Source organism: Nitratireductor sp. J20-h4, from assembly GCF_056780505.1.
In genome coordinates, this window is sequence record NZ_CM165557.1 from 3,474,764 (window position 1) to 3,493,975 (window position 19,212).

Sequence of the window (19,212 nt, forward strand, 5' to 3'; positions counted from 1 at the left end):
CGATGCAACTCACCAAGGAGCCACTCCGATGACCACCCGCCTGAACCCGATCACCACCCCGCGCCACGAACTCCGCGCCGAGAAGGCGCGCCGGAACAGGGAAGCCGCGCTCGCGGCCTTCATCGGCAAGAAGGCGGAGATCGACGAGATGCTCGCCCGACTGCAGGCGCTCAGCGACGACCACTTCAACGCCCATCCGGACGAGGTGAACTGGGGCCATGTCGGCACTCTCGAACACTACGCCAGCCTCCTGAAGCGCATCACCGACAGCGCCTTCGGCGAGGGCGAACACGCCCGCTGATCTCCGGCACTGCGAACTCCCGCCGCGCGCCCTGCGCGGCTCGGGGTCGTAGAAGGCGCCGCATGACGCGGGCCCAATACGGAGACGACCCCATGACCCAGATTCAGCTTTCCGACGCCCAAGCCGTCATCCTGTCCACCGCCTGCGCGCGCGAGGACGGAGGGGTCTTTCCCGTCACCGCCAGCCTCAAGGGCGGCGCGGTCGGCAACGTCTGCAAGAGCCTCCTGAAGCAGGGCCTGATCGAGGAAATCGGCGCCACGGATCTCAACACGGTCTGGCGGCACGACGAAGAGCGCGGCCCCATCACGCTGCGCGCCACCCCGCTGGCCTACAGCACCCTCGGGATCACGGACCAGCAGGACGAGACGCCGGTCGAAACGCCGACCGCCCCGGTCCAGCGCCGGAAGGGCACCAAGCAGGAGACCCTGATCGAGATGCTGCGCGCCGAGGGCGGCGCGACCATCGACGAGATCGTCGAAGCTACGGGATGGCAAGCTCACACAGTGAGAGGCGCCATGTCCGGCGCGCTCAAGAAGAAGCTCGGCCTGACGATCACCTCCGAGAAAATCGAGGGGCGCGGCAGGGTGTACAAACTGAACAACTAAGCGCCTGCATTCCCTGCATGCTTTGACTATGCTGCTTTGCGGAGGACCCCATGGATCTCGTGAACCCGCAAAGCAGCACGGTCATTTTCGGTTTCGACTCTGCGTGGACGGATGCCCCTAAGGCACCCGGCGCAATCTGCGCAGTCGCGTTTGATGAACGGGGTCGTGTCCAGTTCCACGAACCTCGGCTCGTCTCGTTCACGGAGGCTCATAGGTTCATCGATGGGCTTCGCAAGGATTTCTTCGTTAGCCTCGTTGCGCTCGATCAGCCCACAGTCGTGCCCAATGCCGCAGGCAGCCGCCCGGTGGACAAAGTCGCTGCGTCCCTCGTTTCTTTTGTCGGCGGTGGCGTTCAGCCGGCCAACCGCAGCAAGATCGGCATGTTCTGCGACGCCTCGCCGATTTGGTCTTTCATTTACGGTCTCGATGCGACGGAGGATCCTATTCAGGCGCGCACTGCGTCTGCTGGCCACTTCCTTATCGAAGTATTCCCTGCGCTGGCTCTGCCCGCGCTCGACGACGGCTTTTCTCAGCGGCTCTGCGCTCCGAAGTACAATCCCCAGAACCGGAAGAAATTCCGCTTGGAGGACTGGCAGGCGGTGGCGCGCGTGGTCGAGCGTTCAGCTGAGCGGTTCAATGTGCCGGGCCTTGCCGAATGGGCGCATCAGATGCGGAACGCCGCTCAACCTCGGAAGTCCGATCAGGACAAGCTTGATGCTGCCATCTGCGCGCTGATTGGTCTCTACTGGCGAGCGGGCCCCACTGCTCATTCGGCATTTCTGGGCGACGTTGTTCACGGGTACATGGTCACGCCGATCTCAGACGCGACGTGGCCCCGACTCCAGCAGGCAGCAATCCGGCGCGGCGTGCCGACGTCGCAGGATGTTGGTTCCTAGTTTCTCACCCGGATCGCCTCGAACAGCCGCCGCAGCGCGAAAGACCGCGCGATGCTCACCACCGTGAACACCGCGCCCATCTTCAGGTTCTGCGCCAGCGTCGTGTGCAGCCCGAAGACCGGGAAGATCAGGATCTGCGTGACGACCGCGACGCCGTAGCCGACGATCACGTTGGCGACGGACTCGACCAGCGACATGAGGCGGGATTGCTTCATGTCGCTGCCTCATCCATCGGCCAGCAATTCAGCTGCGAGAGTTCGTAGCGCATGCGCTGCAACCAGCGGGACCACTCCGTTGCCACAGAGGCGAAGCCGGTCCACCCGGTGGGCCAGCCCATCAGCGCCTCGACGAACAGCGGGTTCAAGGTCCGGCGCGGCTCGGAGGTATCGCTCCCAGCCATCGGCGTCACCAGGACCTGGCGGCCAAGCAGGCCGTTCACCGGCGTGTTCGCGAGTGTCGTCGCCCCATCCTTGTGATCCCGCGCTGTCGGCGTCATCCACATCCCCGCCGCATGGGTCAGGTCGGCCGTCCGCCGGTTGCCCGCGCTCGGCTTGCAGCCATCGTTCGCCATCGGCGTCGGCCAGTCGCGCGCCATCCGGTCCAGGCCCTTCTCGTCGCGCCTCTCGCCACCTCGGCTGCGAAAGCTGTCGGTCTGTGGCGTCGGCCAGAGCGCGGCTGTCGTCGCGAGGTTCATGCCGTGCTGGCCCGCTGCCTGCGAGGGCGTCAGCTTCGTCTGCCGGTTCTCGTTGGCGCTGGCGCGGGGCGTCGGCCAGAGCCGGAGCAGTTCCGTCCGGTTCCCGCCACTCGACCGGGTGCCAGAGCAGGCGCGCGGGGTCGGCCAACTCGTCCCCTTCGCGGATGGCGAGGATGAAGAGCCGCTCGCGCTTGTGGGGCGCGCCGACCTCCGCCGCCGTGAAGAGGCCTGCCGCAAGGCGGTAGCCCATGCCGACCAGTCCGCAGGCGACTTCGGGGAAGCCGAGGCGGAGATGATGGGCGACATTCTCGAGAAACACGAAGGGCGGCTCGATCTCGCCGACGATCCGGGCGACATGGGGCCAGAGGTGGCGCGGGTCGTCCGCGCCCCGGCGCTTGCCCGCGACCGAGAACGGCTGGCACGGATAGCCCGCAGTGACGATGTCCACCGCGCCGCGCCACGGGCGGCCGTCGAAGGTGGCAACATCGTCCCAGACAACAGCCTGATCCAGGGACGCATCTTCCATCCGCGCCACGAGAGTGGCTGCGGCGTAGGTTTCCCGTTCGACATGGCCCACAGCACGATATCCGGGGAGTGCGATGGCGAGCCCGAGATCGAGCCCGCCCGCGCCGGAGCAGAGAGAGAGGCCGAAGAGGCATGCGTCTCCGGCTCCGGAAGCGCGTCCGGTGGAAGGTAAAGCCAGGTCATGCATGTCACGCGGCGGTCTTGCGCTTTCGCGCGGGTTCTGGGGCGGCGTCCGGGTCCGGCGTATCGGCCCGGGCCTCGGCATCGTCGCCCAGCCGCTCGGTCCTCACCTGCGCGAAGGTCCGACCGTCGCCGTCGAGGATCGCGTCGCGGCCGGTCTCGGCCTGCCAGCGTTCCACGGCGACATCGACATAGGCCGAGCTGATCTCCATCGCGAAGACGCGGCGGCCGTTGGCCTCGCCCGCCATGATCTGCGAGCCGGAGCCGGAGAATGGCTCGTAGCAGAGCCCGCCCCGCGCCACATGCTGGCGCATCGGGATCCCGAAGGCGTCGAGAGGTTTCGGCGTCGGATGGTCGGGGCGCTCGTCCTTGGCGAAGGACGGCATCTCCCAGGTTGAGGGCAGCGTTTGCTCCGCGACCTTCGGCGGGCGGTTGGGGCGGCGCCAGCCCATGAAGCAGGGCTCATGTTTCCACAGGTAATGCGACCGGGTCAGGACGCCGCGGTCCTTCACCCAGATGATCTGCTGGTGGACGAAGGCGCCCGCCTTTTCCCAGCAGGCTTCGAGCATCGCCTGGCGGCGGGAGGCGTGCCAGCAGTACCAGGCGGCGTCCTCGGTGATGGCCTCCGCCACCGCCGCCGCGATGAAGCCATCGTAGAGCTCGGCGCCCTGGCTGCTGTCGTCCCAGGTGACGCCGTAGGACTGGCTCCAGTCCTTGTTGCGGGTCGGATGGTTCGAGCCATCGTAGTCCACCAGATAGGGCGGGTCGGTGGCGAACAGCACCGCGCGCTCACCGTTCATCAGGCGGCGCACATCGGCCGCGCTGGTGCTGTCGCCGCAGAGCAGGCGATGGTCACCGAGGATCCACAGATCCCCGGTTCGTGATGCTGGATTGCGCGGTGGCTCGGGGATGGTCACCGGCGGCACGGAGCCCCCGGCGCCACCTTCTTCACCGTCGTCTTCCGCGACGTAGGCCAGCAGCTTGTCCAACTCGCCGTCGGAAAAGCCGACCAGCGACAGATCGAAATCCTCAGCCAGCAGGTCGTTCAGTTCGGCAGACAGCAGCGCCTCGTCCCAGGTGCCGAGTTCGGTCAGCTTGTTGTCCGCGATCCGGTAGGCCCGCCGCTGCGCCTCGGTCAGGTGCCCGAGCACGATGACCGGCGCCTCGGTCAGGCCGAGCTGCGTCGCGGCGAGCACGCGGCCATGGCCGGCGATCAGTTCGCCGTCCTCAGCGACGAGGCATGGCACGGTCCAGCCAAACTCGGCCATGCTGGCGGCGATCTTCGCCACCTGGTCCGCGCCATGCGCCTTCGCGTTCTTCGCGTAGGGCTGGAGCTTGGCCAGCGGCCACGTCTCGATCGCGTCCGGGGCGAAGCTCAGCGTCATGGTGGGCAAGGTTCCTCGGTCGGGTGGATGCCGGTGGCTTCCGGACTCCGGATGCCGCGCTGGACTCCAAGCGGGGTCCAGCGGCTACCAGCGGTGTTCGGTCGGAAGGCCAGCGTTCATTGGTGTTTGCGCGGCGCGCGCGTGGCTCCGGCTTCCGGGTGGCTTCCCAAAAATCCGGCCCTGTCGCTGGCGATGTCCCGCGCTTCGCCCGCCAGCATACGAATGTCGCCAGGAAGGACCCAATGTTCGTTTCGGGGTGGCCCGTCTCCGTCGTGTTATGCCGGGGATTGCCCGTACGGCACGGAGCAGAGCCCCATACACGAGGAGACGAACCATGGGAGAGGATACAGCATTCGTCGGTCTGGACGTGCACAAAGAGACGATCGCCGTGGCGATCGCCGAGGACCGTCGCGGCGGAGAGGTGCGCTATCTCGGCGAGATCGAGAACACGCGCGAGTCGATCCGCAAGCTGGTGAAGAAGCTGGGCAAGGCGCACGACGCACTGCATTTCTGTTACGAGGCCGGCCCCTGCGGCTATGGCATCCATCGTCAGCTGACCGAGATGGGCCACGACTGCGAACTGGTCGCGCCGTCGAAGACGCCCTCGCGGCCCGGCGATCGGGTCAAGACCGACCGGCGCGACGCCGTGCTGCTGGCGCGGCTGCACCGTGCGGGCGAGTTGACGCCGGTCTGGGTGCCGGACGAGGGCCACGAGGCGATGCGCGATCTGGTCCGCGCGCGCACCGCCGCGATGGAGAGCCTGCGCCGCGCGCGCCAGCAGCTCTCGGGCTTCCTGCTGCGCCACGACCGGGTGTTCCGCACCGGATGCAACTGGACGAAGAAGCACCGCCTCTGGCTCTCGGGCCTGCGCTTCCAGCACCCCGCCCACCAGATCGTGCTGCAGGAATACATCCACGCGGTCGACGACGCCGCAGCCCGGCTCGCCCGGATCGAGGAGCAGATCCGCACGCTTCTCCCGATCTGGTCGCTGGCGCCCGTGGTCGAGGCCATCCAGGCGATGCGCGGCGTCAGCTTCATCTCCGCCGTCACCGTGATGGCCGAGACCGGGGACCTCGGCCGCTTCGACAATCCCCGCCAGTTGATGAGCTGGCTCGGGCTCGTGCCGTCGGAATACTCGAGCGGCCCAAGGACGGCGCGGGGCGGCATCACCAAGGCCGGCTCGAAGGACGCGCGGCGCATGCTGATCGAAGGCGCCTGGACCTATCGCTGCCACGCGGCCGTCGGAAAGGTGCACATGGCGCGGCTCGAGGGCCTGCCGCAGGAGATCCGCGACATCGCCTGGAAGGCCCAGATCCGGCTCTGCGCCCGGTATCGCCGGCTCAGTGTGCGCGGCAAGCCCGCCACACTCGTCGTCACCGCCATCGCCCGCGAACTGGCGGCCTTCATCTGGGCTATCGCCCGCATCGTCACCCCGAACGCCCGGCCCGCAGCGGCGGCAGCTTGCTGAGAAAAGAAGGGAGCTGACACCACCCGACATCCCCGGCGCGTGTCACTGGGGGCAGAGCCATCCGGGAATCCACGAGGTTCCTTTGTGGCCGGCGATCCATTCCGGATCCCCGACGCCCGCAGGAAGACAGTCGGCAAGCCCAAGACGGATCAACGGTCATGCGGTACCCAACCCGCGCATCAGAGTGTGATCTACCGTCGTCTGAAGGCTCTGCCCCCAGCCATGCGCGCCCACAGCACGGAAACCCCGTCGTCGGAAACGGCGCCGGGCCATCGCCTCGCGCGAAAAACTTGACAAACGAACATGAGAGGAACCGCGAACTCAGCTGAGGGGACTTGGCGAGGGCGGGCAGCGGCCCGCAAGGAAAGGATCAGCGCCTTTCCTTTTTCAACGGGCGTGCCAACGAAAGGATGGTTTCGCTCGGAACCGCGCCGCGCGCGCCTCTCCCGAGCTTATCCCGAACCTAGCCCGCGAGCCGGTTTTCTGTCCCGTCGAAAACTGTCCGCCGCACACCTTCCCCTCTGGCGCGCAGGACTACGCGCCACCGGCCAGCTCGATTACCTTCCGCTTCGACAGGTTGCGGTTGAACCGACGCCGGTTGAGCCTCAGCGAGATGACGCAGAGCCCGTAGAGCCAGTGCTGGTTGGCGGCCGAGCGTTGCAGACCGACTGTCCAGCAGATGGTCTTCCACCGCTCGCCATGGGCGCGCATCCAGACGATCTTGCCATCGACCGGGTCGAGGCACGCGGTCCAGGTCAGCGTCTCCTCCATCCGGCTGATCGCCTGCGGCGAGGGCAGCACGCGCATGGGCTTCGGCTCCTGGCCTACCTTGTCGGCGAAGGAGTGGACGATCTCGGGCCATGTGCTGAAGTAGCCCTGCCGTCGCGGCTCGGGCAGGCGTTTGAGCACGAAGGCCGCCTCAGCGAGACGGGCCTCGACGAGGGACGGGGTCCACTTATCCATGGCGCCCTCCCTCGTCGGAGGGGCGCGGCCCGTAGAGCTTTTCACCCAGCTGTCGGACGAGTTCCCGCTCCGGCCAGGTCAGACGCGCGTCCTCGAGCGAGACGGCGAGCAGACCCTGCTCATGCCAGCCCTCACGCTTCACCTGGTCCGGATCCCGGCGATGGCCGCCGTAGCCCTTGGGGTGCCACCTCATGCGACACCCCCATTCGTCTCGATCGCCCAGAGCAGGAGCGCGATGGCGTCGGCCTCATTGTCGTCGGCAGGGCTGAAGCCTCGGGCGCGGGCCGCCGCGATCATCGCCTCCTTCGGCGCGTTGCCCTTTCCGCTGGCGTAACGCTTGATCGTGCCGACCGGAACGCCGGCATACGGCACGCCGCGCAGTTCGGCCCAAGCTGTCAGCGTGGCCATGAGCCCGCCATAGACATGGGCCGCATCGGTTCCGGCGTGGCGGCGCACCTCCTCGAACCAGATCGCGGCGACCGGCCCCGACAGGCGGTCGATCTCGGTCAGCCAGTTGGTGAAGCGCAGATAGCGCATGCCGCCACCGTCATAGCGGCCGGGGCGGAAGCTCGCGGTCCCGCTGATGATCAGCCCTTCGGCCGAGCGCAACGCCCAGCCGGTACTGGTGCCGAGATCCAGCGCGAGAATGCAGCGGTCGAGACTGCCGACAGCCGTGAGAGGCGCCGGGGCGATGTGTGGGGAGCGGTCCATGACGACCTCCTCTTCGATTGAGAGGCCGCGGCGGCACAGCTGCCTGGTGAGGGCAGCACGCGCGCCAGGGCCAAGATCGCGAGGTCTGATCACGGTCAGGTTGTCGATGCCGGGGGCGCCCGGCGCTTCCTTCAATGGCTTCACCCCGTTCGCTTGAAGGAAGTGGGGACGCAAGCCATTGGCAGAATGAGGATAAATCTCTTCTTTCAATATTTCAGTTATTTCATGGGGTATATGTGTGGCGTCGCTCCCCATGCACGCGCGCGAGGGTCTCTGCGTGAAGTATTGAAAGAAGTCCGCCGCGCCGGATTTCCGTTCCAGGACCGAGGCCTGCGTGGAAACTTCTTTCAAATGAAGGATGGGGGCCGTTGAAGGAAGCATCGTCCCGGCCCTCACCGCAGCGCCCGGAAGCGCATCGCCTTCCGACCCCCGGTCTCCTGCTCCACCGTGACGATGTCACCGCTCTCGACCAGCGTGAGCAGGATGTCATCGCGGTCGCGCGCCCGAAGCCATTGCGAGGCGCGGGTCAGCTCGGACTTGGTGACGCCTGCCGACCCGGCCTTGCGGATGATCTCGCGCACCCGCTTCAGATGCGCCTCTGTCTCGGTGTCGGCGACGTGGCGCTCGACGGCGTCGATGGTGCGCCTGGCGAAATGGCGCACGAAATCGATCGCCCAGACAGCATCCTCGAGCCGGATGACGGGATGGACCGCATCCCGCCCCACGGCCAGGACGAGCGCGACCTTGGCCGCGTTTTCCGCGATCCGGGCGAGGATCGGCGTGTGGAACGTGCCGGCCGCGGCTCTGAGCTCGGCGGTGATCTCGTCGCGGAGCGCGTCGAAGCGAAGCTGCGCCTCGTCGTCCATCGGCACGGTCATCGGATCGACCGCGGTCTCTGGTCCGGATGTCCGGCCGGCGAGGTTGCCGCTGGCCTGGCCGCCGCCTTCGGCGAGCCGCTGCAGCCCCTCGATCAGCGGCCGGGGCGATCTCCGGAGCCCGGCGCTACGGTTCTCGTCCGGATAGTCCTCCTCACTCGGCAGGATGATGAGCCGGGCGAGCGAGCCGTCCACCACGTTGGCGCCCTGCAGCGCCCCCCAGAAATGCAGTGGCGTCGTCGTGCCGTAGACGCAGAGGCAGGGCTGTACGATGTCGCGCCGCTCGTTCGAGCCGTCCCGGTTGGCGTATTCCGCGCCGAGGAAGATGCCACTGGCCGCAGTGTAGAGCTCGGTCATGTTGTCGAGGATCTCGGTGATGTGGCGCGGGCTGCGCTTGCGATCGGCCGCCGCCGAGAGGAACATCCCGAACTCGTCGATCTGAAACAGGATCGCGGGCTGACGGTGGAGCGCGGTCAGGAGCCCCGCGCCCGAGGCGATCTTGTTGCCGCCGAGGTGTTGCGCCAGCCCCGCCGCGAAGAACAGCTCGTTGACGACCTCGCGGGCGTGGTTCTTGCCCGACCCGCTGTCCGCGATGCCGACGATGTAGAGGTTCGTGCGCAGGTCGGTCGCCGTGCGGTAGCGCCGTCCCATCAGCGCGCCGAGGGCGCAGAGGCTGGCGCCCACCGCGAGAAGCGGCTGCGGTCTACGCGCCGTGTCGATCATGTAGCGCGCGAGATCGCCCACGAGCCCGCCCGGGATCGTCAGCGTGAATGACGGCACAGGCGCGAGGATCGGCATCGGGGCATCGGGCTGGGCGAGCCGTGCGAGGAGGCCCGCCGCGGGATGCTCGTCGCCCGCGCAGACCTTCTGACTGCCGTCGAGCAGCAGGTCGGGATCGGGGCGCCAGCCCTTCTCCATGGCGAGGTGATAGATCGTGCCGGCGCCGATGCGCGCGGGCTTGAAGCTCGCCCATGCCTTCGACGTCTCGGCCGGGTCGTTCTTGGCCGCCTGCGCCGACCAGTCGGCGAAGAGCGTCGCGCCCTCCTCGCCCAGCGCGCCCTTCAGCGCCATGCCGATGCGCATCCAGCTGTCGTAGTCGAGCTCGGCGTTCGGCAGCCAGGCGAGCGCGCTCCGGATCGCGGCCAGCGTGCCAGCCTGTGCATGCGCCGGCAGACACGGGTGCCCGGCCCCGTTTGCGCCCTTCGCACCGAGGCTCTTCGGGCGCATCTCGGGCGGGATCAGCGCCAGCGCCTCGTCGAGAAAAGCCGCAGCCCGGTCGGCGTCGATTTCGGGCAGGCTCTCGATGTCGAGATCCGCGAGCCCCTCGTCCGGCCAGGCATAGGGCTGGCCGGTGTCGGGATGCTCGGCATAGGCCACGAACTGCTGTCCGAGGCACAGAACCTCGAGCGGCGCGCGCCGGATCCCGGCGAAGGGCTCTCGCGTGCGATAGACCAGCAGCCGCTTCGGTGCCTTGCCGATCCTGAGCGCGGGCGTGTCGCCCAGCCGCTCGCGGGCCAGCCGCTCGATGTGCAGCGCCAGTTCGCCATCCTCGGCAATATCGATGTCGAGCGCGGCGACCGCGCCGCCGACGATCCCGACCCCGCAGTCCGGCCAGCTGGACCAGGTCGCGACCTCGAGCTCGGTCGTGGCGCGGCTCGCATGCCGGTTCCACTGCGGGTAGTCGTGCCAGCCCGCGCGGGCGAACTGGCCAGGCTTCTTGGTGCCGGGCGCGATCGGCAGGATCGCGTAGCCGTTGGTCACGAGACGCGCCCCGACGCGCGCCATCCACGAGGTATCCGCCATCAGAAGGGCACCTCCGGGATCATGCCGTCGAGCCGGGCGCGGTCCTTCGCCGCCAGGTCGCGAAGGTGGTCGCAGTACCCGGTGACGATCACCTCGACGAAGGTGTCCCACTCCTCCTCGCTGAGTTGGGCGAGATCGGTCCGGCCAAGGCTGTCGAGATAGGCGCCGGCGGCCTTGCCGCCCTCGACCATGGCCGCCGTCTCATTGGGGGTCGGATCGATCATGCCCGACCTCCGCTGGCAGATGTCCTGGCAAACCCGGCTGCAGAGGTCTTTGCGGCTCGTGTCGCGCCGCGGGTCGGAGACGCGGAAGCGCGCGTCGAACCAGCCCCAGCCGCGGGGTTCTCGATGGCAGACGGCGCAGAGCCCGGAACGGCTGTAAGGCATGGGGCGAACCTGTAGGCGGTGATTTCGGTGAAGCGGCCCGCGGGGCGGACGGCGATCTCGGTGGGACGACGCAGCCGATCCGCCAGCAGAAGCGCCTCATCGACGGACTCGGGCACCTCCAGCTCGGGCGCCCGTTCGCGCCACCAGCTCGCGGCCTTCCGGCGCGGATAGCCCTCGTGCTCGAAGCAGACCCATTCCGTGTGGAAGGCGAGACCGCAGCGGTAGGTGACCTTGAGCGAGACCCGCCCGCCGCGCTTCTCGTGGCGGCTGTAGGTCACGTCGGTGATGCCGACCCATTGCGGCTTGCCGGTCGACAGCACCTCCAGCGTCGAGGCGGTCGGCTCGAGCTTCACCTCGCGGCCGGGGAACTCGAAACCGCAGTCGGGGCATTCGAGCGCTGCGATGGCCACGATGGTCCCGCATTTCGGGCAGATCTTGGTCGGCGGCGGCCCGTCGCCCGGACCGCCCGGCCGTTTCGGCCGCACGAGATCGATGGGGCCATGCCGGCGGACATTCCCCGCGAAATCGAGAACGAGGCAGTTCTCCTTGCCCTCGGCGAGGCGCGTGCCCCGTCCTGCCATCTGGACATAGAGCCCGGCCGACTTGGTGGGCCGCAGCATGGCGATCAGATCCACGGCCGGCGCGTTGAAGCCCGTCGTCAGCACGCCCATGGAGGCAAGCGCCCTGATCTCGCCGCGCTTGAACGAAGCGGTGATCGCGTCGCGCTCGTCCTTCGGCGTCTTCCCGAAGATGGTGGCGCAGCTCACCCCGCGGCGGCGGAACTCCTCGGCGACATGGGTGGCGTGGCGGACGCCCGAGCAGAAGGCGAGCCATGACCGGCGCGTCTCGCCGTGGGCGATCACCTCGGCCACGGCCGCGCGCGTGATGGCGTCCTGGTCGACCGCGTCCTCGAGATCGCGCGCGATGAACTCGCCGCCGCGCGATCCCACGCCCGTCACATCGAGGCGGGTCTTCGTCTGCTTCGATATGAGCGGGGAGAGATAGCCCTGATCGATCAGGTCGCGGACCGACACCTCGTAGGCGATGTCGGTGAAGAGCGCATTCTCGCCCTCGTGCAGCATGCCGCTGTCGAGCCGGAAGGGCGTCGCCGTCAACCCGATCACCTTCAGCGCTGGGTTGATCGCCTGCAGGTCATTGAGGAAGCGGCGATACATGGTGTTCGACCGGCCGGGGATCAGATGGGCCTCGTCGATCAGCACCAGATCGGCATGGCCGATGCGCGTCGCCTTGTCGTGGATCGACTGGATGCCGGCGAAGAGGATCCGGGCCCGAGCGTCTCTCCGGCCGAGCCCGGCCGAGTAGATGCCCGCTGGCGCCTCGGGCCAGAGCCCCAGCATCTCGGCATGGTTCTGCGCGATCAGCTCGCGGACATGGGTGACGACGAGCACGCGCTGGTCGGGCCAGGCCTTGAGCACGCCGTCGATGAAGGCGGCCATGACGAGGCTCTTGCCGCCAGCCGTGGGGATCACGACGAGCGGGTTGCCGCTCTCCTTCTCGAAATAGCCGTAGATCGAGGCGATCGCGGCCTGCTGGTAGGGGCGCAGGGTCAGCATGCGGCGGCCTCCTTCTCGCGGGCGTCGTTGGTCCAGGGCGAGCCGTCACGCATGCGGTAGGAGACGAAGTCCTCGCCTGCGTCGCTCACCTCGCCGGGGACGAGATCGGGAATGAACAGGTGCCGGGGGCACGCGCGACGCTGGTCGGCAGGGTCGAGCAACCGGTCGTGGCGCGCGCAGTGCCAACCGCCCTCGACCGGTGTCGAATGCAGGCAGGACCGGCAGGTGACCGCCGCGGCGTCCTCACCGTGGCAGAGCCCGTGGTGGTCGCAGAACCGGCACTCGAACCAGGCGGGATCCGCGCTGATCCGCTCAGGCGGCTGCTGGGCGAAGATGATCCGCCCCGCCTTCTCGAGCAGGCGTTCGCCCATTTCTGGGTCGGCCGGGACGCGCTCGATGTGGAGCGCGTCGGTGTCCTTGCAGACCGCGACGTAGAGCGCCCGCGTGATGCCGGTCAGGTGCATGTAGATTTGCATCTGCGCGGCGTGCTGGGGTTTGGAGAGCGCGACGCCCTTGCCGACGAGCTCGGCGAAGCTCTTCGCCGAATGGGTCTTGAACTCGACGACGTGCCAGGTTTTCGGCGCCTCCAAGAGCCCGAGGGCGACTGCGTCGAGCGAGCCGCCGAAATGCCCGCCATGCGCCTCGACGCGGAACTGGCGCCCGGTCTCGGGATCGACCTCCAGCACCGTCGCGCCGGTGGCGCGCAAGTCGCGGACGAGCCGAGCCTCTTCCAGCTGCCCGGTCTCGAACAGCCGCAGGATGCGGCCCGTGTGCCGCGCGGGCGTCGCCCAGCGGAAATCGTACCAGAGCGCGCGGGCGCAGGACTTGCCGATCAGCGAGGCGCCGAGGTGGTCGCGGAAGCCGTCTCCCTGCCTGGCCTCGAAGGAGGCGTAGATCGCGGAGAGGGTCGGCGTCGGGGGTTCGGGGAGCTCGGCCATCAGCACGCCTCCTCCCGCTCGAGCCGCGCCCGCGCCTCAGCCAGCACCGCGGTCCAGGCGGCGCTGTCATGGCGTTCCCGCAGGACGGCGATGATCATGTCCTTGAGCCGTTCGCGCCGGCGGCGGCCACCCTGACGGGCGACGATCTCGGCGCGCTCGCGATTGAGGTGGCGCAGCGCCGTGCGTGCGCGGTGAAACCAGTCGGGGTCGATCGGCTTGGCCGTGCGCTGCCGCGTCAGATCCGCGGTCGCGATCTGCGTGCGGATCTTCGCGATGGCGTCCTCGATCTCGATCAGGCGCCGGGTGTCGTCAGGCAAGCCGGGGGCGTTCGCGGCCACGCAGGCCGCGTCGGTGATGTTGGTCATGGTCGGTCTCTCGGGTCTGGCGATGTCCAGGCCGCCGCGCGCTATCCGACCGCGGCGGCCGAGGGCGTCAGCTCTTGCGGTTCCAGGGCGCGGTGGCCGGGCGGGCGGGCGCCGACTGCGCGGGCGCGCTGGCCGGCTGCATCGCGGCGGGCTTGGGCGGGGTCGCCAGCGCCGGGGCTTCCGGCACCAGGTAGCGGATCGTGTTGCGCTCGCCGTAGCCGTCCTTCGGGGGCTTCACGCCGACCTGGATCGTCATCGGGATCAGGTGCAGCTCCTCGCTGTCGTTCACCTGCAGCTTGCCCGTGGCGTGGCAGATCGCCGACAGCGTGCGCTGCGCGATCTCGACCGTGGTCGGGTTGGCGTTCACCAGGTTCAGCTGGTCGAAGACCTTGCGGCCCTGCTGCGGCCCCTCGAGGATGTCGAGCATCAGCCAGAGATACTTCCCCATCCCGTTCTTCGTGACGCGCATCTCGCTCTCGACGATCTGGGCGCGGTACTTGCCCGCGGGCAGGATCTCGTAGGCGGTGGTGGGCTCGATGCCCGCGGCGTCAAAGGCGGTGTCGAAACGTGCCATCGTGCTGTCCTTTCAGTCGTAATCAGGCGGATTGGGGCATGGCGGCCAGGAACTCCGACCACTCGAGCGGGAGGGTTTCCGGCAGGCCGTAGCGGTTCTTGGCGAGGAAGGCGGGGCGCTCCTCGGTGTGCATCACGCGCGCACCGGACCCGAGCGCCCGGGTCACCTTCTTGTTGAAGCCCACATCGGACTTGCTGACCGAGATCCGGTAGTTGGCGAAGAGCACCACGTCCGAGTGCTCCTGCAGCAGCGCGGAGGCGCGAGCCTGCAGCTTGATCACGTACCGGTCATAGGGTTCGTGCTCGGGGCTGTCGAAGCGCTTGATGTCGGTGTGGGCGATCTGGATGACCGCCATGCCCTTCCGGTCGCGGAGCCCGTTCAGCTTGTCGATGTATTCGCGCCAGATGTTCAGCGCCTCGGCGTAGCCCTTGCCGAAGCCAGGGCTTTCGATCGACTGCCAGCCGTTGCGACGGCAGGCCTCGGCCCAGATCAGCGGCTCCAGCCAGTCCACGCTGTCGACGACCACCGTCGAGTAGCTGTGGTCCTCGTCGAGCAGCGCGTCGAGCGCCTCCGCGACCTCGGCGTAGTTCGTCGCCAGCGGGAAGTGCGGCACCTGCAGCTTGCCGAGACCGTCCTCGGTGAGAACGAACACAGGGGCGTCGGCGGACGCGGCGAAGGTGGACTTGCCGATGCCGGCGACGCCGTGGATCAGCACGCGCGGCGGACGCAGCACCGTCGAGGTTTGCAGGGATGCGAGCGAGATGGCCATCAGCGCGCCTCCTCGCCGAGCAGCAGCCGGAACTTGGGCTTGCCGGTGCGGACCGTGCGCGCGGGCTCGAACTCCTGGCGGATGTCCGTGGGCCAGGCGGTGTACTTGCGCTCGGGGACGCTGAGCGTGATGTCCACGTACTCGGCGGGATCGGCGCCATCCGCCCGGATGCGCTCGACGAGACCGGCGAGCATCGCCTGATCCCAATCGACGCGCTTGGGGAGCTCGGCGACCACCGTGACCGGGCCGTCCTGCAGCCTGACCGTGCCGGTGTCCTTGCTCTCCGCGCGGCGCCCCTCCTGCGCCTTGTCGCCGTACTTCAGCGCGATGGCGCCATCGAGCCAGTCGCAGAGGGTCTTCGCGGAGCGCAGCCGTTCATCAGCGTCCTGCTTCAGGAGCACCAGCTGGTCGCCCGGCAGCGCGGCGATCTCACCGACCGGCAGGGTGGGAAGGTCGTCGAGGGTGATGCGGTTGGGGATCGTCATGGCCACCCCCTCACGCCAGCTTCACGGCGGGCTTGTCGGCGGTGCTCGAGCAGTGCCGGTTGGCCTCGTAGGCCTCGACATCCTCGAGCCGGTACACGACCCGGCCGCCGATCTTGATGAAGGCGGGGCCCTCACCGGTCCAACGCCAGCGCTCCAGCGTGCGCGGGCTGATCTTCCATCGAGCTGCCAGCTCGACCTGGTTGAGATGCGTGACTGACATCGTCGTCTCCTTCGCGATTGGCCGAATGCCTGCGAACGAGACTGGGGTGTGCGGGGGGAGGAGATCGGGAGGGCGGAGGGAGGGGAGACGGGAGGAATGCAGATCGGGGCCCCCGAAAACGAAAAAGGCCGCCCCGAAGGACGGCCTGATCGTCGCGATTTTGGTGGCGTCACACCTCGAGCCAGGCGCTGGAGCCGCTCTCCCGGATGACCTCTTGCCAGGTAGGGTGCCCGTCGAAGAGATTCTTCAATCGCTTCACGGAGGGGCCACACTCGGCCTCCTCGAGGATGCGCGCGACGGGCAGCACCGGATCCCCGTCCAGCCAGGCCTCGGCGAGCATGGCGACGGCGATCTTCTGCTTGCCGCCGGTGAACTCGTGCCACTTGCCATGCACGATCAGCACGCCGCCGTCGCCGGAGACCCAGACGGGTTCCTTGTGCGACGGGCCCTTCAGCAGCCGGGCGGTCAGGACCTCCGGGGCGACTGCAAGACCATCTTCATGATCGACCACGTCTGCCAACGCGACGAACTCATGGCCCCGGATGAAGCGGAAGCGATGCCGATCCGGAGGGTCGAGAAAGAGGACCACACGAAGCCCGTCGGCCGGGCGGCGCGCAACGAGCTGGTGGAGCTCCTCGAACACAGCCGGTGTCGTCAGACGGCGAGCGACCCAGATCCCGACACGTGCCCTTCGCTTCGGCAGCCGCGCCGTCCCGAAATCCAGCACCGCGCCGTCGAGGTAAGACACCGGGTCTTTGCCGAGCGAACAATCGAGCCGGGCGACCACCCGCCGAGCTGCTGCCGCCATGTCCAGCGCATAGACCCGGCGGCGGGCGCTCGCCTGTTCGTCACGCCAGGCCGCGTTGCCGAGGTGCCCATGTTGCCCCGTGATCGGGTGGGCGATGACGGATGTCGGGGTGTCGTCCAGATCGTCCTCGGCGACGACGGACATCGCGCCGCCGCGCTGCACGAGCAGTCCGGTATCCATCAGCGTCTTTCCGGCGCCGCGCATGTGCGCCAGCGCTATGGCCGAGACCCGCGCGTCGCGGGTTCCGGCAATGGACGAGAGCAGCCGGCGGGCGGCGAGATCAATCCTCGAAGAGCTGCAGGTCATCGACCAGGATCCCCCAGCGCCGCAGGTACTTCTCGCCGATCATCTGCTCGGTCGCGGTGCGATCCTTCAGGTCACAGCCGTGGGGCCAGGTGATCGACAGCGTGAGTGTGCGCCGGCGGTCGCCCCCTGGGCGCTTGGCAAGCTTCACCGCCAGTTTGGCCCGCGTGATGACGAAACCGTCGCGCAAGGGCGTGCGCTCCTGGAACATCTCGTCCGCCATAGACCAGATGGTACCGTCCGCGCGGGCCATGTTCTCCAGTGTGACCCTTCGGCTGCTGTCGTCGATCGGCATGAGGCGCAGCTCGCGCACCTCGACACCTTCGATCCCGTCCTCCGGGTCGACCGGGAAGTCGTACGGCGTCAGCAGCACGGAAAGGTCGTAGCACCGAAGCGGCAGACGGTTCTCCTCGAACGCGATGCCGAGGAGATGTGTGACCGTCGCCTTCACGATCTCGCCCCGCGTCGCCTTGTCGTTGGCGATCACTTCGATGCCGCCGGTCGCGGGCTCATAGGTTACCGCGGCCTCGAAAACGGGACGATAGGCCTGCCGCACGAGAGATCCCTTGTCGTCGAAGCGCAGCAAATCGTCGGGCCGTCCCTCGCGGTAGATCGTCACTTGCACGAGGTCGCATTCGTCGCCCTCATGGGTCGTCCTCACCCGGTCGAAGATGTCGACATGGGCATGGGCGGCGCCTGAGAACTCCTTGATCGCCGAGATGAAGGCGTGACGGGCCGATGCATCGCGCTGCACAACGCAGTCCGCGTCGGTCATGTAGCCAGCCCACATCCGGCCGCGCCTGCGGTCCTCGGTGAAGCGAACTTCCTCGGCGTGGCGGAACCGGTCCTGGGCGTTCAGGAACATCCAGAGCGATCGCGCGTGCGGGTTCGCGAGCCCATCGAGGAACGCGGGATCCTCCGCGACGCTGTAGATCGCGGCCTGGCCCGGCTCGTCGGACAGGGCATGGACGCGCTCGGCATCGTTCGAGATGCGGTCACGCTGAACGCGGGACATCTTCTCGATGGCGCCGAGAAGCGGCCTCGACAGCTCGGCCTCCGGCACGCTCCAGTCGAACTCGGTGGGCAGGCCGATTTCCGGCCGGTCGAAGTATTCGCGCAGCGCCTCGCCGGGCGTCTTGCGAAGGAAGGCGGACAGTGCAGTCACCGTGATCTCCTTTCTGGTGATTCCATGTATCGGCTGATCTGCTAATCAGCGTATATCGCGCCAGAGTGGAGTCAATCGCAAAAATACGCACTTCCGCGGATTCGCGATCAGCGGCCGAAGAGCGAGGGCTGCCCGTGCGTCGAAGTGATCAGGCTCAGCTTCAACAGCCGGATGCGCGCGGCCTCTTCGGAGACCGCGAACTGCTCCATGACCATCTGGATCAGATGCGCGGCATGCTCCGTCGAAACGTGGATATCGCCATGCAGCTCACGCGGGCCGCAGTAGTCGGAAACGAGGCGACGGACAGGCGTGGCCGGCATCAGCAGTGCGCCGCTGATATAGCCGGCCTGCCATTCCATCCAGTCGGACTGCGGGGCGTCCAGGATGTTGTCGCGCTTGGAGATCGCCTTGTTGGCATTCATTCCGCGCTCGAGCAGGTCGCCGTTGGCGAACTTCTGCGCCCAGAGCGGCCCGTGGAACTTCACGTGCCCGAACTCATGGGTGAGCGTGGTGCGGAATCGGTTCTCGCGCCGTTCGTCAACCGCGATCCGTTCGGAGATTGAGACCTTGGGCCCCCGGTTTGGGAAGAACTCGGTGACCCCTTCGACATCGGCGCCGTACGCGGACAGGTCGGCGTACGGGTCGAGGTCCGCGTCGTGCATCTCGATCAGCACAGTCAGATCCTCGGTCGAGACCGGATACTCGACCTTCTTCTTGCGCTTCATCAGAAGATCGCGGATCAGCCGCTCGCATTCATTGTCGAGATCCCGCGCCGCGTAGAAGGGCCGCTCGGCAAAGCGGCCCGTGTTGTCACGGATCATCTTCACCATGCGAACCTCCTTACTCCTTCAACGTCTTCCTGAAATTGGCAAAGGCCTCGACGACCTTGTCCGGGGTGGACGCATCCGGCCGAAGATCATCCGGTAGCCGGCCAGCGAGTGCGTACAGGTAGTCCTCCGGGATGTTCAGGATGCCGGAGAACTGGCGGATCAGGTGCCCCGAGCTGGGGCTGCGTCGATCGTGCTCGATGTCGTTGAGATACTGCGGGGAAATCGACCCGCCGCCCTCTTCCTTCATCACGCGCGCTGCGAGCTCCTTCTGGCTGAGACCGAGTGCCTTGCGGGCCTTCGAAATCGCCTGGCCGAAGGTCACACCGTCGGCGGACATGGCCGGTTCATCGCTTGCTCTCCCTGTCAATCCGCTTGTTCGCGGATATGCG

General features: G+C 67.7%; 23 protein-coding genes and 1 pseudogene. 4 read left to right on the forward strand and 20 right to left on the reverse strand.

Features of this window, described 5'->3' with window-relative positions:
• Positions 1-28 precede the first annotated feature (28 nt).
• The 3 genes from ACT2B0_RS16645 to ACT2B0_RS16655 all read left to right on the forward strand — a co-directional run bounded on the left by ACT2B0_RS16645 (position 29) and on the right by ACT2B0_RS16655 (position 1,802).
• Positions 29-301 carry a hypothetical protein gene (locus tag ACT2B0_RS16645; protein WP_473459359.1) on the forward strand — a complete coding sequence of 91 codons (273 nt, stop codon included), beginning with the start codon at positions 29-31 and terminating at the stop codon, positions 299-301.
• Positions 302-393: 92 nt separating this feature from the next.
• Positions 394-906 (forward strand): DUF3489 domain-containing protein, encoded by a 513-nt coding sequence (locus ACT2B0_RS16650; RefSeq protein ID WP_473459361.1) that lies wholly within the window; start codon positions 394-396, stop codon positions 904-906.
• A gap of 50 nt (positions 907-956) precedes the next feature.
• Complete coding sequence (locus tag ACT2B0_RS16655; RefSeq protein WP_473459363.1) at positions 957-1,802, forward strand: DUF429 domain-containing protein; 846 nt, start codon at positions 957-959, stop codon at positions 1,800-1,802.
• On the opposite strand, the gene ACT2B0_RS16660 is transcribed toward ACT2B0_RS16655, so the two are convergent.
• The 4 genes and pseudogenes from ACT2B0_RS16660 to ACT2B0_RS16675 form a co-directional block, all read right to left on the reverse strand.
• Positions 1,799-2,017 (reverse strand): DUF7220 family protein, encoded by a 219-nt coding sequence (locus tag ACT2B0_RS16660; protein ID WP_473459365.1) that lies wholly within the window; start codon positions 2,015-2,017, stop codon positions 1,799-1,801. The genes ACT2B0_RS16655 and ACT2B0_RS16660 overlap by 4 nt on opposite strands.
• Entirely contained in the window at positions 2,014-2,496 is a 483-nt protein-coding gene (locus tag ACT2B0_RS16665) for a hypothetical protein (RefSeq protein WP_473466224.1), read from the reverse strand. Before ACT2B0_RS16665 ends, ACT2B0_RS16660 begins: the two co-directional genes overlap by 4 nt.
• 202 nt (positions 2,497-2,698) lie before the next feature.
• Positions 2,699-3,286, reverse strand: a pseudogene (locus tag ACT2B0_RS16670) (DNA cytosine methyltransferase); the annotation flags it as partial.
• Positions 3,210-4,586, reverse strand: a complete 1,377-nt coding sequence (locus ACT2B0_RS16675) for a site-specific DNA-methyltransferase (protein ID WP_473459367.1) — start codon at positions 4,584-4,586, stop codon at positions 3,210-3,212. The gene ACT2B0_RS16675 and the pseudogene ACT2B0_RS16670, both read right to left, overlap by 77 nt.
• Positions 4,587-4,920: 334 nt before the next feature.
• Between ACT2B0_RS16675 and ACT2B0_RS16680 the strand changes: the two genes are divergently transcribed.
• Entirely contained in the window at positions 4,921-6,054 is a 1,134-nt protein-coding gene (locus ACT2B0_RS16680; protein ID WP_473459369.1) for an IS110 family RNA-guided transposase, read from the forward strand.
• A 534-nt stretch (positions 6,055-6,588) separates the two neighbouring features.
• Here ACT2B0_RS16680 and ACT2B0_RS16685 read toward each other — a convergent pair.
• The 16 genes from ACT2B0_RS16685 to ACT2B0_RS16760 form a co-directional block, all read right to left on the reverse strand.
• Positions 6,589-7,017 (reverse strand): DUF6362 family protein, encoded by a 429-nt coding sequence (locus ACT2B0_RS16685; protein ID WP_036717942.1) that lies wholly within the window; start codon positions 7,015-7,017, stop codon positions 6,589-6,591.
• Entirely contained in the window at positions 7,010-7,210 is a 201-nt protein-coding gene (locus tag ACT2B0_RS16690; RefSeq protein WP_473459371.1) for a hypothetical protein, read from the reverse strand. Before ACT2B0_RS16690 ends, ACT2B0_RS16685 begins: the two co-directional genes overlap by 8 nt.
• A complete protein-coding gene (locus ACT2B0_RS16695) occupies positions 7,207-7,728 on the reverse strand; it encodes a crossover junction endodeoxyribonuclease RuvC (protein ID WP_473466054.1) in 522 nt (173 codons plus the stop codon). Before ACT2B0_RS16695 ends, ACT2B0_RS16690 begins: the two co-directional genes overlap by 4 nt.
• Positions 7,729-8,120: 392 nt before the next feature.
• Positions 8,121-10,406 carry a PriCT-2 domain-containing protein gene (locus ACT2B0_RS16700; protein WP_473459373.1) on the reverse strand — a complete coding sequence of 762 codons (2,286 nt, stop codon included), beginning with the start codon at positions 10,404-10,406 and terminating at the stop codon, positions 8,121-8,123.
• Positions 10,406-10,630 carry a DUF6511 domain-containing protein gene (locus ACT2B0_RS16705; RefSeq protein WP_473459375.1) on the reverse strand — a complete coding sequence of 75 codons (225 nt, stop codon included), beginning with the start codon at positions 10,628-10,630 and terminating at the stop codon, positions 10,406-10,408. The genes ACT2B0_RS16700 and ACT2B0_RS16705 overlap by 1 nt, the downstream gene beginning before the upstream one ends.
• The gene (locus ACT2B0_RS16710) at positions 10,627-12,366 is read right to left on the reverse strand and encodes a DEAD/DEAH box helicase (protein WP_473459377.1); all 1,740 of its coding nucleotides are present in this window, start codon (positions 12,364-12,366) and stop codon (positions 10,627-10,629) included. The genes ACT2B0_RS16705 and ACT2B0_RS16710 overlap by 4 nt, the downstream gene beginning before the upstream one ends.
• Positions 12,360-13,304, reverse strand: coding sequence for a PD-(D/E)XK nuclease family protein (locus ACT2B0_RS16715; protein ID WP_473459379.1), 945 nt, complete (start codon positions 13,302-13,304; stop codon positions 12,360-12,362). Before ACT2B0_RS16715 ends, ACT2B0_RS16710 begins: the two co-directional genes overlap by 7 nt.
• Positions 13,304-13,669 carry a hypothetical protein gene (locus tag ACT2B0_RS16720; RefSeq protein WP_473459381.1) on the reverse strand — a complete coding sequence of 122 codons (366 nt, stop codon included), beginning with the start codon at positions 13,667-13,669 and terminating at the stop codon, positions 13,304-13,306. The genes ACT2B0_RS16715 and ACT2B0_RS16720 overlap by 1 nt, the downstream gene beginning before the upstream one ends.
• A gap of 67 nt (positions 13,670-13,736) precedes the next feature.
• Positions 13,737-14,243, reverse strand: a complete 507-nt coding sequence (locus ACT2B0_RS16725) for a DUF669 domain-containing protein (RefSeq protein WP_473459383.1) — start codon at positions 14,241-14,243, stop codon at positions 13,737-13,739.
• A 22-nt stretch (positions 14,244-14,265) separates the two neighbouring features.
• A complete protein-coding gene (locus ACT2B0_RS16730; RefSeq protein WP_473459385.1) occupies positions 14,266-15,012 on the reverse strand; it encodes an ATP-binding protein in 747 nt (248 codons plus the stop codon).
• Positions 15,012-15,497, reverse strand: coding sequence for a hypothetical protein (locus tag ACT2B0_RS16735; protein WP_473459387.1), 486 nt, complete (start codon positions 15,495-15,497; stop codon positions 15,012-15,014). The genes ACT2B0_RS16730 and ACT2B0_RS16735 overlap by 1 nt, the downstream gene beginning before the upstream one ends.
• 10 nt (positions 15,498-15,507) lie before the next feature.
• Positions 15,508-15,717, reverse strand: a complete 210-nt coding sequence (locus ACT2B0_RS16740) for a helix-turn-helix transcriptional regulator (protein ID WP_021096360.1) — start codon at positions 15,715-15,717, stop codon at positions 15,508-15,510.
• Positions 15,718-15,886: 169 nt separating this feature from the next.
• Positions 15,887-16,831 carry a hypothetical protein gene (locus tag ACT2B0_RS16745; RefSeq protein WP_473459389.1) on the reverse strand — a complete coding sequence of 315 codons (945 nt, stop codon included), beginning with the start codon at positions 16,829-16,831 and terminating at the stop codon, positions 15,887-15,889.
• Entirely contained in the window at positions 16,806-17,993 is a 1,188-nt protein-coding gene (locus tag ACT2B0_RS16750) for a hypothetical protein (RefSeq protein ID WP_473459391.1), read from the reverse strand. Before ACT2B0_RS16750 ends, ACT2B0_RS16745 begins: the two co-directional genes overlap by 26 nt.
• Positions 17,994-18,100: 107 nt before the next feature.
• A complete protein-coding gene (locus ACT2B0_RS16755) occupies positions 18,101-18,823 on the reverse strand; it encodes an ImmA/IrrE family metallo-endopeptidase (protein WP_473459393.1) in 723 nt (240 codons plus the stop codon).
• Positions 18,824-18,833: 10 nt separating this feature from the next.
• The gene (locus ACT2B0_RS16760) at positions 18,834-19,160 is read right to left on the reverse strand and encodes a helix-turn-helix domain-containing protein (protein WP_012177086.1); all 327 of its coding nucleotides are present in this window, start codon (positions 19,158-19,160) and stop codon (positions 18,834-18,836) included.
• Positions 19,161-19,212: the final 52 nt, after the last annotated feature.